A 16,754-nucleotide genomic window follows, 5' to 3' on the forward strand; every position below is an offset into this window, starting at 1 on the left:
GGCAGCCTCTACTGGCCCTGGTTGATGCCTGGCGCATCGAGCATGTTCTTCTCGAGACCCCACTTCTTCATGACCGCGGCGTAGGTGCCGTTCTTCATCAGGATCTTGAACGCGTCGAGCAGCACGCCGCCCAGCGGCGAGCCCTTCTTGACGACGGCGCCTTGATAGATGTCCTTGAAGCCGTTGGCCTGGCCGACCCCGGCGAGTTCCAGCTGGCCCTTCGCCTGCTCGACGAAATAGGTCAGCGGCGCCTGCGAGGAGAAGAATGCGTCGGAGCGTTTCGACCGGACGGCCAGTATCGAGCTCGGCTGGTCGGTGAAGGATTGCACCTCGACGGCCGGCTTGCCCCCCTCGGTGCATTTCTGCGCCTGCTGCTTGATGACCTTTTCGGCCGAGCCACCCGACATGACGGCGATGCGCTTGCCGCACGCGGTGTCGAGCGAGGTGATGCCTTCCGGGTTGCCCTTCTCGACGGCGAAGACGACGTATTCGCGCACCCAATCGATGAAGTCGTTGGATTTCTGCCGGTCGGGATAGTCGCCGACAGGCCCCATCGCGAACTGATAACGGCCGGCATTGATGCCGCTCAGCAAAGCCGGCAGGCCGGCGACCGAGGCATGATCGATCTCGACACCGAGCAGCAGGCCGATGGCGTCGGAAATGTCCTTGGTCGCCCCCGACAGTTCGGTGCCGGTGACGATCTCATAGGGCGGGAACGAGCCGTTGTTGACGGCTGTGATCTTTCCCGCCGCGCGGATCTCTTCCGGCAGCCGGGCCCGCAAATCCTCGTTCACCGATTGCTTCTGGATATCCTGGGCAAAGCTGGCCTGCGCCAGCATGGTGACGAGCGAGGCGAATATGAAGCTGATTGTCCTCATGGCATTCTCCTTCGTGTTCTTCGTTGTGCGTTCTCAGGCTGCGGTGGCCCGCGATCTGGCCTCGAAAGGAAACAAGGCTTCGGCGGAAATCGGTTCCGCCAGAATGCCCTGGGCATGGAGCTCGGTGACGAAATCCTCGATCATGCGCCGGTTGGCCGGCAGGCCGCTGGCGTTCCAGGAGGCAGGCAGGTCGCGCCCCGCATGAAGCAGCTCCTCGAGGATCCAGGGCGAGGTATCGGCATATTTTCGGCGCTTTGCCGTCCAGACGCGCTGGCTTTCGTTGATCAGCCTGGCGAGTTCCTGCGGCAGCCAGGGGTGCTCCCTGACTAGGGCGGCCTTGACAGCGACCAGATGCATGCCCGGGACATAACCGACGTCGGCGAAATAGGCGCGTTCGGCCGCGCGAAAATCGCGCAGCACTTGCCGGAAGCCGGAAGCCGGGCCGAAAAAGCCGTCCGGCATGAAGGGCGTGAAAACGGCGTCGAGCTCGCCTTGCGCCAGCAGCTCCATCATCGGGCGCTCGCCTGGTGCTGCTTCGATGCGCCCCGGCCTGCCGAATCCGTCGAGGCGGTCGGCGATCGGGTGCCCCGATGTCAGCCTGCCGGCGAACCAATAGGCATCCTCGACGCCGACGCCTCCCCGGCGAAGTGCTGCGCGCGTCCATGTGTTGCCGGAATCGCGCCAGCCGGTCACGCCGATGCGTTTGCCGGCAAGGTCGGAAAGCCGTTCCAGCGGGCTGGTCTCGACCGTTATGATGCAGCGATGGCGAAAGCCGCGCATGATGAAGCACGGTAATCCAACCACCGTATCGACGCCCGAAGCCATGGCCGACACATAACGGCTGAATGAGACCTCCGCCGCATCGTAGTTCGGATCGGTACCGAGGTCCGGAATGAGCGTGGCGACGCGATCAACCTTCACCGACAAGCGGCTCGAAGTGACGTCACCCAGCACCAAAGGGGTGAGATAGTCCCAATCGCGGGTGGCTACAGTGATGGAAACGGGCATCGGCATGAACTTCAACGCTATGTTTGACCGGCGATTGGTAAATGTTTATTTTTGGCCGATCAAATGTTATTATGTTATTGAACATTAGCTTTAATGGTCGCGGGTGCCGATGGATTTCGATGCAGGATGGTTCGCTGATCGCCTTGGCGACCGCACGATGCGCGGCATCGCGCGCGAGACCAGTGCGCTGATCAGAAGCGGCGCGCTGCCTGTCGGCGCAAAGCTTCCGCCGGTGCGCGATCTGGCCTATGTGCTTGGCGTCAGCCCGGCGACGGTCTCGCAGGCGTGGAGCGAGTTGCGGCGCTACAAGATCATCGGCGGCCGCGGACGCAACGGCACCTGGATCATGGGCAACCGCTTTGCCGCCCGGCCCGAGCGCCACATGAGCGGCGGCAATTACGGACAGGATGTTCTGAACCTGGCGATCGCGGAGCCCGATGTGAGGCTCTTGCCGCCGCTCGACATCGCGCTGGCGCATGGTGCGCGCGCCGAAAAGCTCAACAGCTACGAGCGGGTGCGCATCCTGCCCGAGCTGGAGGCCGCAGTGCGCCCGTCATGGCCGTACGATCCCGGCGCGTTCCTGGCCACCAATGGCGGTTACAACGCCATCTACACCTTGCTGCATGCGCTGGTCCCGCCGGGGGCGCCGGTGGCCATCGAGAACCCGACGGCGCTTCGCCTGCTCGACATCCTCGAGGATCTCGATGTGCCGATCATCCCGGTAGACTGCGACAGCGACGGTCCCTTGCCGGATGCACTTGCCAACGCTCTGCGGCAGCGGCCCGTCGCGTTCCTGTTCCAGCCGCGCGTCCATTCGGTTACCGGCGCCTGCATGTCGTCGGCGCGGCTGGAAGTCATCGGCGACCTGCTCGCCGGCACCGACGTGCTGATTGTCGAAGATGACGGCGTCGGCGATATTGCCTCGGCGCCGCGTATTTCGCTTGGCCGGCGTTTTCCCGATCGCGTCGTCCATATCCTGTCCTATTCCAAGACCCACGGCCCGGATCTGCGGCTCGCCGTGCTGTCCGGATCGGCGACGATCGTCGAGCAGATCCAGTCCTACCGCAGCTTCAGCTCGGGATGGACCAGCCGCATCCTGCAGGCAGCCACCGCCTGGCTGCTGCAAGACGCGGCCACGGCCGCCCTGGTGGAGCAGGCGAAGGAGGTATACCGCGGCCGTCGCGAACGGCTCGCCGGCGAACTGGCCAAACGCAATGTCGATATCGACGCCGGACACGGTCTCAGCGTCCTCATTCCGGTTGCTTCGGAACCTTACGCGATGGTCACGCTGGCCGCCCACGGCATCGCGGTCCATGCCGGAGCGAAGTTTTCGACGGGAAAAACGAACGCTGTCCGCGTCGCGACCAGCATTCTGGACGAGGAGCACCTCGAGCACGTCGCAAATTCCCTGGCGCTGGCAGCCGATCCGGCGCGGGAGGTTAGCTAAAGGGTCAGCTACTCCGACGGATAGTTGGCGACTGGCCATATACAGACCCTGTCTTCTTTCGCGTTCAACTGCCGCTGGCCGGTCCCGAGATCATGCTCGGCGTCAACCAGTCCATCATGGTGGCGCTGGCGATGATCATAATATCTCCCTGATCCACCGTTCACCGAGAGGAGATTGCAGGTCGAGGTGAGCCGTTTCCACGGCCCGCGTTGGAGGTTTCCACGCTGACGCACACGCCTGCTTCCATACCGCTGCCCGATGACAGCTTCGAAGAGGTCCTTCAAGGTCAGAAACATGTCGAATCGTCAGGTATCACCAACTGGAGGCAGGGAGGTTCGGGACGGCGCAATACGGCTGCGCGGCCTGTTGGCTGCGGCCGGTGCCACAACCGCCATGGCGTTCGGATTTGGCAGCCTGGCGCTGACATCCGTCTTCATCAGACCGCTTGAGGCGGAGTTTGGCTGGTCGCGAGCCGACATCAGCCTTGCCTACACGCTATCAAGCGTCGGCATGGCGTTGGGCGGGCTGTTCTGGGGCCGGCTGTCGGACCGCCTGAATGTCAAAAGCCTGCTATTCATCGGCTCAGCTGGCATGGTGATCGCGCTCGCCGCGCTTTCCTCCGCCACTTCGCTCTGGCAGATCTATGCGGCCAACTTCGCTTTGGGCGGGCTAGGCTTTGCCTGTCTCTACGCGCCGGTACTTGCAGTGACCGGACTCTGGTTCGACCGCCGCCGCGGCCTGGCGATAGGGATCGTCACAGCAGGCGGAGCCCTAGGCCAAGGCATAATGCCCTACGCCGCAAATGCCTTGATCGACGGCGTCGGCTGGCGCCTCGCATACGCGATTATGGCTGTGGCGACGATGGCTGCGCTGGCGATCTCCATGCCGGCGGTTCAGACGCCGCCCGTCGATCGGACCGTTGTCGCACCGGTGCATTTTTCAGCGAAACCAAGTTTCCAAGGTGGCCGCCTTTCCCCGGTGACGCTGCTATCCGCCGCAGCCTTCCTCTGCTGCGCCTGCATGGGCGTCCCGCTGATGCACCTCACGAGCTTCGTCACGGCTGTCTGCGGGTCTTCGGATGTCGGATCGCTCAGCCTGCTGACCGCCATGCTGTTCGGCGCCGTCGGGCGGATCGCGTTCGGGCTCCTCGCCGACCGGGCAAGCAATCTTGCCGCCTATGCCCTGGCGTCGTTTATTCAGACGGCATGCGTTGCGATTTTTCCCGCGCTGGACCAGCAGCTGAGCCTGCTGGCGCTGTCGGCGGTTTTCGGCTTCGGCTTCGCCGGAAACATGACGTGCCTGATCCTTTGCGTGCGCCAGTTTGCGCCAGCCGAATGCTTTGGCCAGTCACTCGGCATCGTCATGCTGATCGCCTGGCTGGGCATGGGGGTGGCCGGTTATTTCGGCGGTTTCGTCTATGACACCTTCGGCAGCTATGGACCCGCTTTCCTGGTGGCATCTGTCGCAGGCGCGGCCAATCTCGTGGTTCTGGGCCTGTTGGCGGCATCATCCGGCGCAAGAGCGCAGGTCCCATTATGCGGCCGCCTTGCGGATCCTGCGATGAGCCGCTGATTCAAACGTTGAAATTCGGCTTAATTCCACGTTGGTTCGAACGCTGCAAACCACGGCCTTCCTGCCAATCTCAGAGATCGAAGAGGGCGGAGCACCGTCATCACCAGGCAAGGACAGCTGAGATGAGCAGTATCTACGACAGCATTCTCGACACGATCGGCGACACGCCGGTCGTCCGCCTTTCCCGCATCAACAATGGTGCCGCTTCGCTCTATGCCAAGATCGAGGCGTTCAATCCTGGTGGCTCGATCAAGGACCGTCTTGCCGCCGCGATCATCGAAGAAGCGGAGAGTTCCGGTGCACTTCGGCCCGGCCAGACGGTGATCGAGGCGACGAGCGGCAACACGGGCATCGGACTTGCCATGGTTTGCGCGCGGAAAGGCTATCCTCTCGTCATCGTAATGCCGGAGAACGCCAGCCTCGAACGCCGCAAGCTGATGCGTTTCTTCGGTGCCAAGGTCGTGTTGAGCCCTGCCGTCGAGCGCGGCAGCGGCATGCTCGCCAAGGCGGTCGAGCTGGCCGGAGCGCACGGCTGGTTCCTCTGCCGGCAATTCGAGACGCCCGTCAACGCCGATGTCCATGCCCGCACGACAGCACTCGAAATCCTCGCGGCGTTCCAGGACCGTCCACTCGATTACTGGGTCACCGGCACCGGGACCGGCGGAACGCTGGCCGGTGTGGCGCGAGTACTCAAGCGCGAGCGCCCGGAAACGCGGATCATCGTCTGCGAGCCCGACAATTCGGCGCTGCTGTCGAGTGGCATTCCCCAAACTTTCGACGAACACGGACTGCCCACTCGTGCGCACACTCGCTTCCGGCCACACCCGATGCAGGGCTGGAGCCCTGATTTCATTCCGCAGATCGTCGGCAACGCGATGGCTGACGATCTTGTGGACGAAATCTTGCCGGTTTCAGGCGCCAGCGCTTTGGAAGCTGCGCGCCGGCTTGCGACGGAAGAAGGAATACTGGCGGGGATCTCCGGCGGGGCTACCTTGAGCGGGGCACTGGAAATCGCTGGACGCGTCGGACCGGAGCGGAACGTGCTCTGTATGTTGCCTGACACGGGCGAGCGGTATCTCAGCACGATCCTGTTCGATCACATCAGCGAGGAAATGTCGCCGGCCGAAGAGGCGATCTCTCGCTCCACACCCGGCTACCGCTTCGACCGGCCGCCGTCCTTCGCCCTTTCATCGGCGCCCGTGAACGAAATCCAAATCGATCAGTCGGCGCATGCGTTTGTCGATGAGGCGATCTATGATCCGGAGCATTCGGTGGTCATGTTCGCCCTGACATGGTGCGAATTCTGCTGGACGGTGAGAAAGCTCTTCGACCGTGCCGGAATCGTCTACAGGTCCATCGAAATCGATGCTCCGGAATTCCAGAAGAACGGCCGGGACGGGGAAATCCGCAAGGCTCTGAGGGCCCGGATCGGTTCGCCTACAATTCCGCAGGTCTTTGTCGGCGGCAAGTATATCGGTGGCTGCATGGATACGCTTGCGGCCTGGCGGGACGGCACGCTCGCCGCCCGGCTGGAGTTCGTTGGCGCAAACTACACGCCCGGCGCATGCGCAAATCCCGAGAGCCTGCTGCCCCGATGGGTGCGCGCGGCAGCGTGAGACCCCGCCTCCGGGCCTTTCAGAGTGCCGTCGCCACCATCAAAGCGAGCCGGAACGGGCGTGATCCCGTTCCGGCTCGGCATTCATGTGGACTTGTCCGTGTCGGCCTTCCCACAAAGCGAAGGCAAATCAGAGCGCAGGCGGAAACCTCACGCTTCCGGAAACGAACGCTTTCGGCAGCGGCACGGACTTGATACAATCCATGGCTAATTTAGCAGCGACTGGGATTGGCAAAGTGTCGCTCGAAATTCGCGTTCTCGGAGATCTGACCGTCCTTCGCCTTGGCGAGGTCGTTTCCTTGCCGCCTTCGAAAAAGACGCGGGCGCTACTGGCCTATCTTGCGCTCGTAGAGCGCCCGCAGCGGCGCGAGCGCCTTTGCGAGATGTTCTGGGAGGTACCGGACGATCCTCGCGGCGCCCTGCGCTGGAGTCTCTCGAAGATCCGACAGGTCGTCGACATCGGGAACGGCGAGATCCTGCAAGCCGACCGCAACGCAGTTCGCCTGAACACCAGCGAAGTCGTGCTGGACATCGCGCCGCTCCGGGGCCTCGGCGGTCGTGACATAGAGGCTCTCGGACCGGAGAAACTGGAGGCCCTCGCCGGAGCGTTCCGCGGCCGTTTCCTGGATGATCTTTCACTGCCGCGCTGTCCGGAATTCGAAGCCTGGCGCATTGCGACCGCCGACGAACTGCACGTGACGCATCTGCGCATCCTTCGGGTGCTCGTCGACCGGCTTGAGCCGGCGCGGGCACTTCCGTACGCGCATGTCCTGGACGGGTTGGAGCCTGGGGACGAGGCTCTTCGAGCGGACATCCGCCGGCTGAGCGAGGCAGCACGGCAATCCGCCATGGTCCAGAGCCGCGCTTCGAGTAGCGACATCGGGGTCGCTCCCGCCGATGAGAACGTCCCTCCGACGCGTGTTTTGCCTGCGTCGGAGATACAGCTTGCCTCTCCGCCGGAGCGAATCCTTGCGCAGGAGATTCGCCGGTGCACGACGCCCGACGGCGCGCGCTTGGCCTATTCCTTGAGTGGTCAAGGCCCCCCTTTGGTAAGGGCCGCCCACTGGATGTCCCATCTCGAGCTCGAATGGGACAGTCCGGTGTGGAAGCATTGGATCGAGGGCCTCTCCGCGCACTACCAGCTGATACGTTACGACCAGCGCGGCAACGGCCTGTCGGACCGGTATCCCGCCGACCTGTCCTTCGAGGCCATGGTTGCCGACCTGGAGAGCATCATCGATGCGGCTGGTCTGCGCCGCGTTTCCCTGCTTGGCATTTCCCAGGGGTGCGCCGTTTCGATAGCCTATGCCGTCCGGCATCCAGAGCGTGTGGCGGGGATGGTGCTGTATGGCGGATTCACCAAAGGTTGGCGCAAACGGGGCAATCAGCGCGAAATAGCGCGCCGCGAAGCGATGGGAGCGCTGATTCAGGAAGGCTGGGGCCAAGACGACCCGGTGTTCCGGCAAATGTTCACCTCCCTCTTCATTCCGGAAGCAACGCCGGAACAGAGGAATTGGTATAACGAGTTGCAACGCAATACCGTCTCGCCGGAGATTGCCCATCGCATCTTCGAGGAAGGCGCCGTCATTGACGTTGACGAGCTGTTACCGCGGGTCCGCGTCCCGACCCTGGTGATGCATGCTACGGGGGACGCGGTCATTCCGTTCGATCATGGCCAGGCGATGGCTGGGAAAATCCCCGGCGCGCGTTTCGTTGCGCTAGACAGCGTCAACCACGTGCTGCTTGGCCACGAACCGGCATTCGCGACCTTCGTCGACGAAACGCGTCGTTTCCTTGCCGACCCCGAACAGACGCAGCAACTGGCAGGCCCTCCGGCGTCCTTGGGAATCAACCGCTCTCGGCAATACATAACAGTGCTGGCCGCGGAAGTGGTCAGTCCCATGCATCTCCTCGAAACGGAGGATCCGGAAGTGGCGATCCGCGAATTCCAGCCCGTCGAGGATCGGGTGATAGACGTCGTGGAGAGCCATGGCGGCGTCGTCACGTCGGCTGCTGACGGGACAATCACCGCAGCATTCGGCCTCGCTCGCGCCACCGAGGATCACGCTTATCTTGCATGCCGCGCCGCGCTTGCGGCCAAGCTGGCAGTGGAGGAGCTTTCCCAGGGCGGGATCCAGTTGAGGGCCGGAATAGACACCGGCGAGGTGATCGTGCGGCAGCAATGGACGATCAAAGCCAGCAAGGTTGAACTGGCCGGAGCCGCGCCGCGTGCGGCCAACCGGCTGATGCGTGCCTTGCACCGTGCGACGATCGCCGCGACAGGCCGGGCGCGCGCAGCCGCCGGCGGCTATGTGCAGATGCACCGCTTAGCGCATTCGGAGCATCCGCAACTTGGCCACGAGGAACGCATTTACGAGCTGTTGGGCGAAAATCACGCTTTGTCGCGCTGGCACCTGAGGGCCAACCGCGGCCTCACCGGACTGGTGGCGCGCGAGCTCGAGCTGAAAATCCTTCTTGCAACCTGGCGCCGGGTCAGGGAGGGCCACGGCCAGGTCGCCGGGATCGTCGCCGACGCCGGCATGGGCAAGTCGAGGCTTGCCCATGAATTTCTTTCCCTCGACGAGGTGGCCGGTTTTACTGTGCTTGAATGTGGCGGTCTGGAGTTTGATTCATCAGTTACTCTGGGTGCTGTAAAGAAGCTGCTGCTCTCGGCTTGTGGCATTCGTGGCGAAGACGGCTTGGCGGAAGCCCAGCGTCTGTTTGCCTTCAAACGGGCTGAACTGGACCTGGATCCAAGTCATACGGCGCCGCTTTCCTTCCTCGCGGACCTGCCGGTCGACGATTCTTCCTGGTGGCATCTCGATGCGCGAGAGCGGACCTCACGCGTATCCGAGGCGATGAGCGCATTTCTCGTTGCCTTGAGCCGGGCCTCGCCCGTAGCCGTGCTTATCGAGGATCTGCACTGGATCGATGCCGAGAGCGAGGCCGTAATGAACAGGCTGGTCGAGGTCATGGGCGCCAACCGTATCATGCTGCTCGCCACCTACAGGCCGCAGTACCGGCACGAATGGAACCGCCGCGGCTATTTCCAGCAGATAAGGTTGGAGCGGTTCGCGCGAGACGAAATGGAGCAGTTCCTCACCGAATTGCTGGGATCCGATCCCAGCTTGGGGGAACTGCGGCAATCGCTTGCCGAGCGGGCCGAGGGCACGCCGCTATTCCTGGAAGAAATGGTGCGCGGACTGGTTGCGGACGGTGCACTTGCCGGCCAGTCCGGCCGCTACGAGCTCAAGAGGCCAGTGGATTCCATCACCATCCCGTCGACGGTTCAATCGCTCATCGCCGCACGTATCCAGCAGCTGGGTGACTCGGAAAGGCAGGCACTCCAACTCGCTTCGGTTATCGGCAAGAATGTTCCGTATCCCCTGCTGAGGGCACTCTCGCCGCTCTCGGAGGCGGAGCTGGGGGTATGCCTGGCCAAACTGCAGAGTTTGGAATTCCTGTTCGAGGTCCAGAGCTATCCTCACGTGGAGTATACGTTCAAGCACGCGTTGACGCTCAAGGTGACCTACGAATCCCTGCTGGGGGAGGACCGAAAAAGGCTGCATCGGGCTGCATTGGTTGCGATGGACAGACTCTATGCCGGATCGCTGAACCACCACATCGAGGAACTGGCCGAACACGCGCTTCGTGCCGAGGCATGGGAACCGGCCGCGGATTATCTGCTGCAAGCGGCGGGTCGGGCTGAGGAACGCTCGGCCTATTCCGCCGCGGTCCAGTTCCTTGAAAACGCCCGCAAAGCAGTCGCCGCGCTGCCCCGAAATCCGAAAACCCTCGCCCAGGCGATCAACCTGCGGGTGCGGATGCGGCCCGCCTACGGCGCCCTGGGTGCCTATCGGAAGGCGCTGCCGCAGCTATTGGAAGCGCGCGAACTGGCCATGGAACTGGGCGACCCGCAACTCATCTCCGACGTGTTGCTCCACTTGAGCTATCTCAACAGCTCCCACGGCCGCTACGAGGAGGCGCTGGAACCGGCCGACACACTCAAGCGCGGCGCGACGGCAAATGGCGTGCAGCGCTGCATAAGCGAGTCGGACCTGGCCGCCTCACAGGCGCTTCTGATCCGCAGCGAGGCGCGGCAGGTGCTGGAGCGGCTTGTTCCGCATGAGGAGAGATTCACCAAAGCTTGGCGTCTGGAACGTTTCGGACAGCTCGGTGCGCGTGCGGTTTGGTACCTGGGGCACCGCGCGCAGGCGGAAGCGCGGCTTGGCCGGTTCGATGATGCGGAACGTTCGCTTGCCGAACTGCAGAAGGTCGCCGCCGAAGTGGCGCGCCCAATCGATAGCTGCGCGGCCGCCTATTTCACCGGTGTGGTGGGCGTCCTGCGCGGCCCCGAGCCGGCGCTTGTCGAGGCGCTGCAATTGTGGTCCTCCGAAGCCGCTACCAGCGCATCTATCCTACTCCGGCCATGGCTGTTGACCGTGCTCGGGCATGCGGAATTCCTGCTCGGCCGCAACCGCGACGCGGGCGCCACCTTGGAAATGGCGGTGACCGAGGCTGAGCGGCTCGATCTTGCCCAGTTCGAATGTCACGCGCGCGCGGTGCTCGCATGCGTGCGTGCGCGCCTGTATGAGCCGGAAGCTGCGGCCAATCTCGGCCATGCGCTCGAGCTTGCGCGGGGACGCGGCGACCCGTGGAGCGAGATCATCGTACTGCGCGGCCTTGCGGAGCTGAAATCTTCCAGATCGGCCATTAGTTGGCTCGAACAGGCCTGCAGCCTTGCCAGGCGGGTTGAGCTACGGCCAGAGCTTGCCCGCTCCTTGCTAGCTCTCGGGCTCGCGAAGCGGCGCGGCAAAATCGCTGGCGTGGATGCCACTCTCGCGCAAGCGGCCAAGCTCTACACAGAAATGAAGATGCGGGAGGATTTCTCCGGCACGGAAGAGCCGGCCGGAAGTGTCCTGCCCGATCGCGTTCCCATGGCCGTCACCGCGTGATCCCTCAGCATCCAGGGATCTGCTTCGAAGGTTTGCGCTGCCTGTAGGGCAAGCAAGCCGCGGTCACGCAGCTCGCGATGCTGCGGTGTCATGGAACGATATCTGCCGGACCAAACGATCCGCCACCACGTCTGCGTGGGTCAGCGGTCCCATATGTCCGGCGCCAGGAACAATCACCCCGATTGCGGCCGGAACGCGGGAAACGAGTTCGCGGGCGATGAGCCGCGTCGGAACTGGTGCAAATTCGCCGCGCAATACCAAGACCGGAAAGCCAAATCGGGCATATTCGCTTGCTGGCGTCGATTCATGGATCAATGCGTGGAAGTCCAGGCTGGCCTTCGGCAGAAACCGCACGAGTGCAGCCTGAAGTTCCGGCTTCATCGCGGCGAAGATGCCGGCCCCACCCCAGTAGTCGATGAAATGAGCTGTCGCGGTCAGGTAACTGCCATTGATCAGGCCGTCATGGACGGTGCGTGCGATCGCCAAGACTTCGCCGAGCGCCTCGTGGCCCTCACAGTCCAGCTCGCGCAGCAGGTGAAAGGCAGACGGCTCATAAAGCGAGAGGCTGGCCGGCCGGTCTGGACGCACCGCTGCTATATGCAGGGCCAATCCACCCCCATAGGAATGGCCAATAAGATGCACAGGCCCGTCATGGTGGTCGATCATCTCCAGGATCCCGGCGGCTTCGTCGGCCAGACGGAAAGCGCCGGCACCAGTCCAGGTGCCGCCGCCCGGCGCCCCGATCAGATCGGGTGCGATGAGCCGGTAGCTGTCATCGAGCCGCTCCGCCAGGCTGCGCCATTGCCGTCCGCTGCCGCCTGAGCAGTGCAGGGCGATGACAAGCGGTGCCTGGCACGCCCTATGCGAGACGTGGGACGTCGATGCGGCAATCATCGAGCCCCGCCCTCCTGCCCCCTCAAAAAACGCGTGCGGCGGCTGGGATCACGCCCGGCAAACGAAGTGATCCAGTTGATCTCGAAGCGGGTGACGCCGATGTCGCGCAAGATGTAGTCCGGCAACTCATAAAGCTGTCTACGGTCCCGTTGGATGCGAATGAAACGCCAGACTGCGGCCAACATTGTTCCGCCAGCCCAGCGCAAACCTCGCGTTGTGGTGAGGCACGGGGATGGGTTCACCATTGCACTCATTTTGATTTTCTCCATGGTTGCGGGCGCTGACTACGGCGCCGGTGGAGCCCTTGTCGTTGTCCGCCGTGAGCTTCATCGTTGAAGGCAACGTCGATTTTTGCCGCGCTAGCGTTGTATTCGGCGGTCAGGCCGCTGCTCGGCGGGAGACGTCGAGAAACATTGCCAGGTGAGCCGCCAGCGCCTCCGCATCGCGGCCGACGCCGTCGAGGAAGCTGGAGCTTCGATGGCGCATGAAATTGAGGCCGAGCACGTAGAGTCCCGGATACGCGCAGACGCCGCCATCGTTCAGTATTTCGCCCCGGGCGTCGAACACATCCAGCTTCAGCCATGGGTATTCCCGGCGATAGCCGGTAGCCCATATGATCGTCTGGATACCCTGGTCGATGAGGTCGATTTCGGTCGCCTCGGCGCTCAGAATCAGGCTCGGAATGGAACCGGGATCGATCGAGTAGAGGCCATCGCCGGCGGCCGCGCGGTCGATATTGGCCAGCACGCGCCTCAGCCTGCGTTCCGCCGCCATGGTCGTTTCGGCGAGATCGCCGTTGAACCGAATGCGTGTATCGCAGGCGGCAGCCGCTCGACCGACAAGACGAATGCCTTGCTCCCGAAGACCGGCAAGGTCGAGCGTCCTGCGCTCGGGTGTGCCTATCAGCTGCAGGGAGGGCTGCCGCCGTGCCGCGGTGAGATCCGGAACTTCAGCGACAGGCTTGGCAAGCATTCCCAGCCGGTCGAGCCACCACAGGATGTCGTGCCCGCGGTAAAGCCTCGGCAGGCGTGTATGACTGCCGACCGACAGGGTCACCGGGCGCCCGGAGCGATTGATCTCCTCCGCAAGTTGTATGCCGGTCGCCGAGGCCCCGGCCACGAGAACGCCACCCTGGGGCAGTTGCTGAGGATTGCGATAGTCCCGCGGCACGACCTGCCTGATCCGGGAGGAGATCTGCTTTGCTAGTGGCGGAATGCGTGGCCTGTCGCTGTATCCGGTCGCGACCACGACCGCACGTACGCTCCATTGGCCGCGATCGGTCAGCAGCCGGAAACCTCCATCGACCCTTTCGGCCGAAAGCACCTCAACGCCGTTTGCTACGGGTGCGGTGATCGAGCACGCATAATCCTCTAGGAACCCCACGGTCTCGGCCATTGTCATGAAGCCGTCGGGCTTGGCCCCGCGATAACCGCCGCCGGGCAGGCGCGTCATCCAGTTGGGCGTCAGCAGGCGCAGCGAATCCCACCGTTCGCTGCGCCAGCGCTCGGCGATGCGGCCGCGCTCCAGCACGACGTGGTAGACCCCGCGCTCGGACAGGCACCGGCTCATGGCGAGACCCGCCTGTCCGGCGCCGATAATGGCCACGTCTGTATGCTGCATGGAATCCGCGCCTTGTAAGCAGGGGCAACAGATCGCCGGCGCCATCCTTTTCAGGACGAGGCCGGCGATATTGCTCTTGCGGACCGAAGTCAGCCTTTCACGGCAACCGAGACCGGCACGCCGTTGGTCAGTACGTCGAACACCGCGGAACGGGCGCGCGACTGCATCACGATTTCCTCGAGCTTCTCAGCCGGAGCATCGCCCTTGATCTTGAAGGAGATACGGATGCCCTGGTAGCCGTTGCGGACTTCGTTAGAGATGCCGAGGATGCCGCGAAGGTCGATGTCGCCTTCGACGGTCGATTCCACCTCATGCAGCGTCACGCCGCGCGCGGCCGCGATATTCGCGATGCCCGCGGTGAGGCAGGAAGCAAGCGCGTGGAGGAGGTATTCGACCGGCGTCGGGCCGTTATCTGTGCCGCACAGGACCGCCGGATGATCGCTGTCGGCCTGGTATGCCGTCACATGCGGCTGCTCGGCGCCGGCGCCGAAGAAGTTGGCCATCGTGCTGCGGCTGTGCGTGCCGGTGATCCAGCGGCTCTTGGCCCGGAACTGGAACTTGGCAAGCTCCGGCTGGCCCGCGACGGCATTGATGGTGGCCAGAAGGGTGGGCGTATTGACGCCGTTCCTCGGCTCTCGCGACGCCTTCTTAACGGAAGCCTTTTCCATGACCATTGTATCGTCCTGCATGTCATTCACTCCTGGGTTCGGATATTGCGCGACCGGGATCGCCCCGGACGGCTAAACCTCGGCCGGCAGCGTTTGACGTGCAGTGGGAACAACAGTGGGAAAACGAGAGGTTTTTTTGCGTCAACCAGTCGTGAACAGCGCCAGATCCGCAATCAGCGAAACGGCGGGCCTTCAAACGCTTTGCTTCCTCGCGCGGTGCGATCTCCCGTAAGCGCCGAGAACGCTTCGCAACCGAAACCACAGGAGATCAGACCATGTCTCGTTCATTTGGAAAGGATACCCGCCCGTCCTCAACCGACTGGGCTGTCATAGCTCGCGGGCCAAGCAAGGCCGAGGTGCTCGCCCATATCGCGAAGATTCACACATAGGCGAGCACCCTAAATCGGCCTGGCCGCGAGAAAACCACATGAGGCTTGTTGCGGCGGGAGTGCCGATCGGCCCCCCGTCGACAACACTTGTCGGGATAATGTTTTCGGTCGACGTCCAGCTGGCCGCACACGGCATCGCGGTCCATGCCGGGGCGAAGTTTTCGACCGGAAAGACCAGCGCCGTGCGCGTCGCGACGAGCATCCTGAGCGAGGAGCACCTCGAGCACGTCGCAAATTCCCTGGCGCTGGCAGCCGACCCGGCGCGGGAAATTGTCTGACGCAAGTCAATCGCCGTTCGGACTGCCTACTCCGCCGCGACGCCCTTCACTTCGAGATAGCTCTCCATTGAATCGTCCATCGCCTGCAGCCAGGGCGTGTGGTGCAACGGCGCCATCGTGCCGGTCATCAGCGAGCGATAGGCATGGTCGCGGAAGCCCATAATGTCTTGCGCCTTATGGTGCTCCCATTCCATGAAGGTCTGATTGACGGCCTCGACATCGAAGCCGGGATAGTCGCTCTGCTCCATCAGCTCCCTGGTGTAGTCGCCCTGGAACCAGATCATCTGCTCGGCGTCTTCAAGTGTTTCTTCACGTGCCCGCCATTTCCGGCCGTGCTCGGCCATCGCTTCGGCCGAGGGCAGCTTGATGCGGCCCATGATGACGTCGCGGGCGAACCAGGCCTGCGCGTCGAACATGTTGAAGGTATAGAACTGGTCCTGCATGCCGATATAGGACAGCTTCGGGTTTTTCTCCCAGACGACGCCCTCGTAGAGCCCGTCCGGCCACATACGGTTGGCGGTCTTCAGCTTCAAATCCTCGGTGAGGAACGGGAAGGAGTGGAGATAGCCGGTGCACAGGATGATAGCGTCGACGTCTTTGGTGCTGCCGTCCTTGAAATGCGCGGTCTTGCCGACGACCTTCTGCAGCAGCGGCACTTCCTTCCAGTTCTCCGGCCATTTGAAGCCCATCGGCTTCGAGCGATAGCTGGAGGTGATGGATCTGGCGCCGTATTTGTAGCATTGCGAGCCGATGTCCTCGGCTGAATAGGAGCGGCCGATTATCAAAATGTCCTTGCCCTTGAATTCCATGGCGTCGCGGAAATCGTGGCTGTGCAGGATACGGCCGTTGAAGGTCGAAAAGCCCTCGAAATAGGGAACGTTGGGCACGGAGAAATGGCCCGAGGCGACGACGACATTGTCGAACTCTTCCGAGTAGGTGACGTCGCTGGTGCGGTCATGCGCGGTGACCGTGAATTTTTTTGTCGTTTCGGAAAAGGTGACCATGCGCACCGGGCTGTTGAAGCGCACCCATTGGCGCACGCCGGATTTTTCGACGCGGCCCTTGATGTAGTCCCACAGCACGGCGCGCGGCGGATAGGAGCCGATCGGCCGGCCGAAATGCTCCTCGAAGGTGTAGTCGGCGAATTCGAGACATTCCTTCGGGCCGTTCGACCAGAGATAGCGGTACATCGAGCCGTGCACCGGGTCGCCGTGCTCGTCGAGGCCGGTGCGCCAGGTGTAGTTCCACAGGCCGCCCCAGTCGGACTGCTTTTCGAAGCAGACGATTTCGGGAATATCGGCGCCCTTGTCGGCGGCCGACTTGAAGGCCCTGAGCTGGGCCATGCCGGACGGCCCGGCTCCGATGACGGCAACACGATCTTTCATTGCGGGCCTCCCGATCTCATTTCCCTAACGAAACAAATTTCACTG

At 63.1% G+C, this 16,754-nt stretch carries 12 protein-coding genes and 1 pseudogene; 6 read left to right on the forward strand and 7 right to left on the reverse strand.

Annotated features, from left to right (window positions below):
* Nucleotides 1-8: 8 nt before the first annotated feature.
* Entirely contained in the window at nt 9-839 is an 831-nt protein-coding gene (locus tag NKI47_RS11965) for an ABC transporter substrate-binding protein (RefSeq protein WP_502897589.1), read from the reverse strand.
* A 72-nt stretch (nt 840-911) separates the two neighbouring features.
* The gene (locus tag NKI47_RS11970) at nt 912-1,886 is read right to left on the reverse strand and encodes a substrate-binding domain-containing protein (protein ID WP_352590164.1); all 975 of its coding nucleotides are present in this window, start codon (nt 1,884-1,886) and stop codon (nt 912-914) included.
* A gap of 109 nt (nt 1,887-1,995) precedes the next feature.
* Between NKI47_RS11970 and NKI47_RS11975 the strand changes: the two genes are divergently transcribed.
* From NKI47_RS11975 to NKI47_RS11995, 5 genes and pseudogenes are all read left to right on the forward strand, one after another.
* Nucleotides 1,996-3,333 carry an aminotransferase-like domain-containing protein gene (locus NKI47_RS11975; protein WP_352590167.1) on the forward strand — a complete coding sequence of 446 codons (1,338 nt, stop codon included), beginning with the start codon at nt 1,996-1,998 and terminating at the stop codon, nt 3,331-3,333.
* A gap of 56 nt (nt 3,334-3,389) precedes the next feature.
* Nucleotides 3,390-3,479, forward strand: a pseudogene (locus NKI47_RS11980) (proline/glycine betaine ABC transporter permease); the annotation flags it as partial.
* 247 nt (nt 3,480-3,726) lie between these two features.
* Nucleotides 3,727-4,905: an MFS transporter gene (locus tag NKI47_RS11985; protein ID WP_352590170.1), complete on the forward strand. Its 1,179-nt coding sequence runs from the start codon at nt 3,727-3,729 to the stop codon at nt 4,903-4,905.
* Between the two features lie 122 nt (nt 4,906-5,027).
* Nucleotides 5,028-6,521 (forward strand): pyridoxal-phosphate dependent enzyme, encoded by a 1,494-nt coding sequence (locus NKI47_RS11990; protein ID WP_352590173.1) that lies wholly within the window; start codon nt 5,028-5,030, stop codon nt 6,519-6,521.
* Nucleotides 6,522-6,756: 235 nt separating this feature from the next.
* A complete protein-coding gene (locus NKI47_RS11995) occupies nt 6,757-11,475 on the forward strand; it encodes an alpha/beta fold hydrolase (RefSeq protein WP_352590176.1) in 4,719 nt (1,572 codons plus the stop codon).
* Nucleotides 11,476-11,538: 63 nt separating this feature from the next.
* On the opposite strand, the gene NKI47_RS12000 is transcribed toward NKI47_RS11995, so the two are convergent.
* The 4 genes from NKI47_RS12000 to NKI47_RS12015 all read right to left on the reverse strand — a co-directional run bounded on the left by NKI47_RS12000 (nt 11,539) and on the right by NKI47_RS12015 (nt 14,663).
* Complete coding sequence (locus tag NKI47_RS12000; RefSeq protein ID WP_352590178.1) at nt 11,539-12,369, reverse strand: alpha/beta fold hydrolase; 831 nt, start codon at nt 12,367-12,369, stop codon at nt 11,539-11,541.
* Nucleotides 12,366-12,554: a YjiS-like domain-containing protein gene (locus NKI47_RS12005; RefSeq protein ID WP_352590182.1), complete on the reverse strand. Its 189-nt coding sequence runs from the start codon at nt 12,552-12,554 to the stop codon at nt 12,366-12,368. Before NKI47_RS12005 ends, NKI47_RS12000 begins: the two co-directional genes overlap by 4 nt.
* Nucleotides 12,555-12,747: 193 nt before the next feature.
* Nucleotides 12,748-14,034: an NAD(P)-binding domain-containing protein gene (locus tag NKI47_RS12010; protein WP_352590185.1), complete on the reverse strand. Its 1,287-nt coding sequence runs from the start codon at nt 14,032-14,034 to the stop codon at nt 12,748-12,750.
* Between the two features lie 44 nt (nt 14,035-14,078).
* Nucleotides 14,079-14,663, reverse strand: coding sequence for an OsmC family protein (locus tag NKI47_RS12015; protein ID WP_352590188.1), 585 nt, complete (start codon nt 14,661-14,663; stop codon nt 14,079-14,081).
* 481 nt (nt 14,664-15,144) lie between these two features.
* Here NKI47_RS12015 and NKI47_RS12020 point away from each other — a divergent pair, with 481 nt between their 5' ends.
* The gene (locus NKI47_RS12020) at nt 15,145-15,324 is read left to right on the forward strand and encodes a hypothetical protein (RefSeq protein ID WP_352590191.1); all 180 of its coding nucleotides are present in this window, start codon (nt 15,145-15,147) and stop codon (nt 15,322-15,324) included.
* A 26-nt stretch (nt 15,325-15,350) separates the two neighbouring features.
* On the opposite strand, the gene NKI47_RS12025 is transcribed toward NKI47_RS12020, so the two are convergent.
* Nucleotides 15,351-16,709, reverse strand: coding sequence for a trimethylamine monooxygenase (locus tag NKI47_RS12025; protein WP_352452529.1), 1,359 nt, complete (start codon nt 16,707-16,709; stop codon nt 15,351-15,353).
* Nucleotides 16,710-16,754: the final 45 nt, after the last annotated feature.

The sequence above is a fragment of the Mesorhizobium sp. M0633 genome (genome assembly GCF_040320645.1).
Classification (GTDB): domain Bacteria; phylum Pseudomonadota; class Alphaproteobacteria; order Rhizobiales; family Rhizobiaceae; genus Mesorhizobium.

Coding starts and splice junctions, on each gene's coding strand:
- NKI47_RS11975 (WP_352590167.1), top strand. CDS start 1,996: ATGGATTTCGATGCAGGATGGTTCGCTGATCGCCTTGGCGACCGCACG.
- NKI47_RS11985 (WP_352590170.1), top strand. CDS start 3,727: ATGGCGTTCGGATTTGGCAGCCTGGCGCTGACATCCGTCTTCATCAGA.
- NKI47_RS11965 (WP_502897589.1), bottom strand. CDS start 839: ATGCTGGCGCAGGCCAGCTTTGCCCAGGATATCCAGAAGCAATCGGTG.
- NKI47_RS12020 (WP_352590191.1), top strand. CDS start 15,145: ATGTTTTCGGTCGACGTCCAGCTGGCCGCACACGGCATCGCGGTCCAT.
- NKI47_RS12010 (WP_352590185.1), bottom strand. CDS start 14,034: ATGGCGCCGGCGATCTGTTGCCCCTGCTTACAAGGCGCGGATTCCATG.
- NKI47_RS12025 (WP_352452529.1), bottom strand. CDS start 16,709: ATGAAAGATCGTGTTGCCGTCATCGGAGCCGGGCCGTCCGGCATGGCC.
- NKI47_RS12000 (WP_352590178.1), bottom strand. CDS start 12,369: ATGATTGCCGCATCGACGTCCCACGTCTCGCATAGGGCGTGCCAGGCA.
- NKI47_RS12005 (WP_352590182.1), bottom strand. CDS start 12,554: ATGTTGGCCGCAGTCTGGCGTTTCATTCGCATCCAACGGGACCGTAGA.
- NKI47_RS12015 (WP_352590188.1), bottom strand. CDS start 14,663: ATGGTCATGGAAAAGGCTTCCGTTAAGAAGGCGTCGCGAGAGCCGAGG.
- NKI47_RS11970 (WP_352590164.1), bottom strand. CDS start 1,886: ATGCCCGTTTCCATCACTGTAGCCACCCGCGATTGGGACTATCTCACC.
- NKI47_RS11990 (WP_352590173.1), top strand. CDS start 5,028: ATGAGCAGTATCTACGACAGCATTCTCGACACGATCGGCGACACGCCG.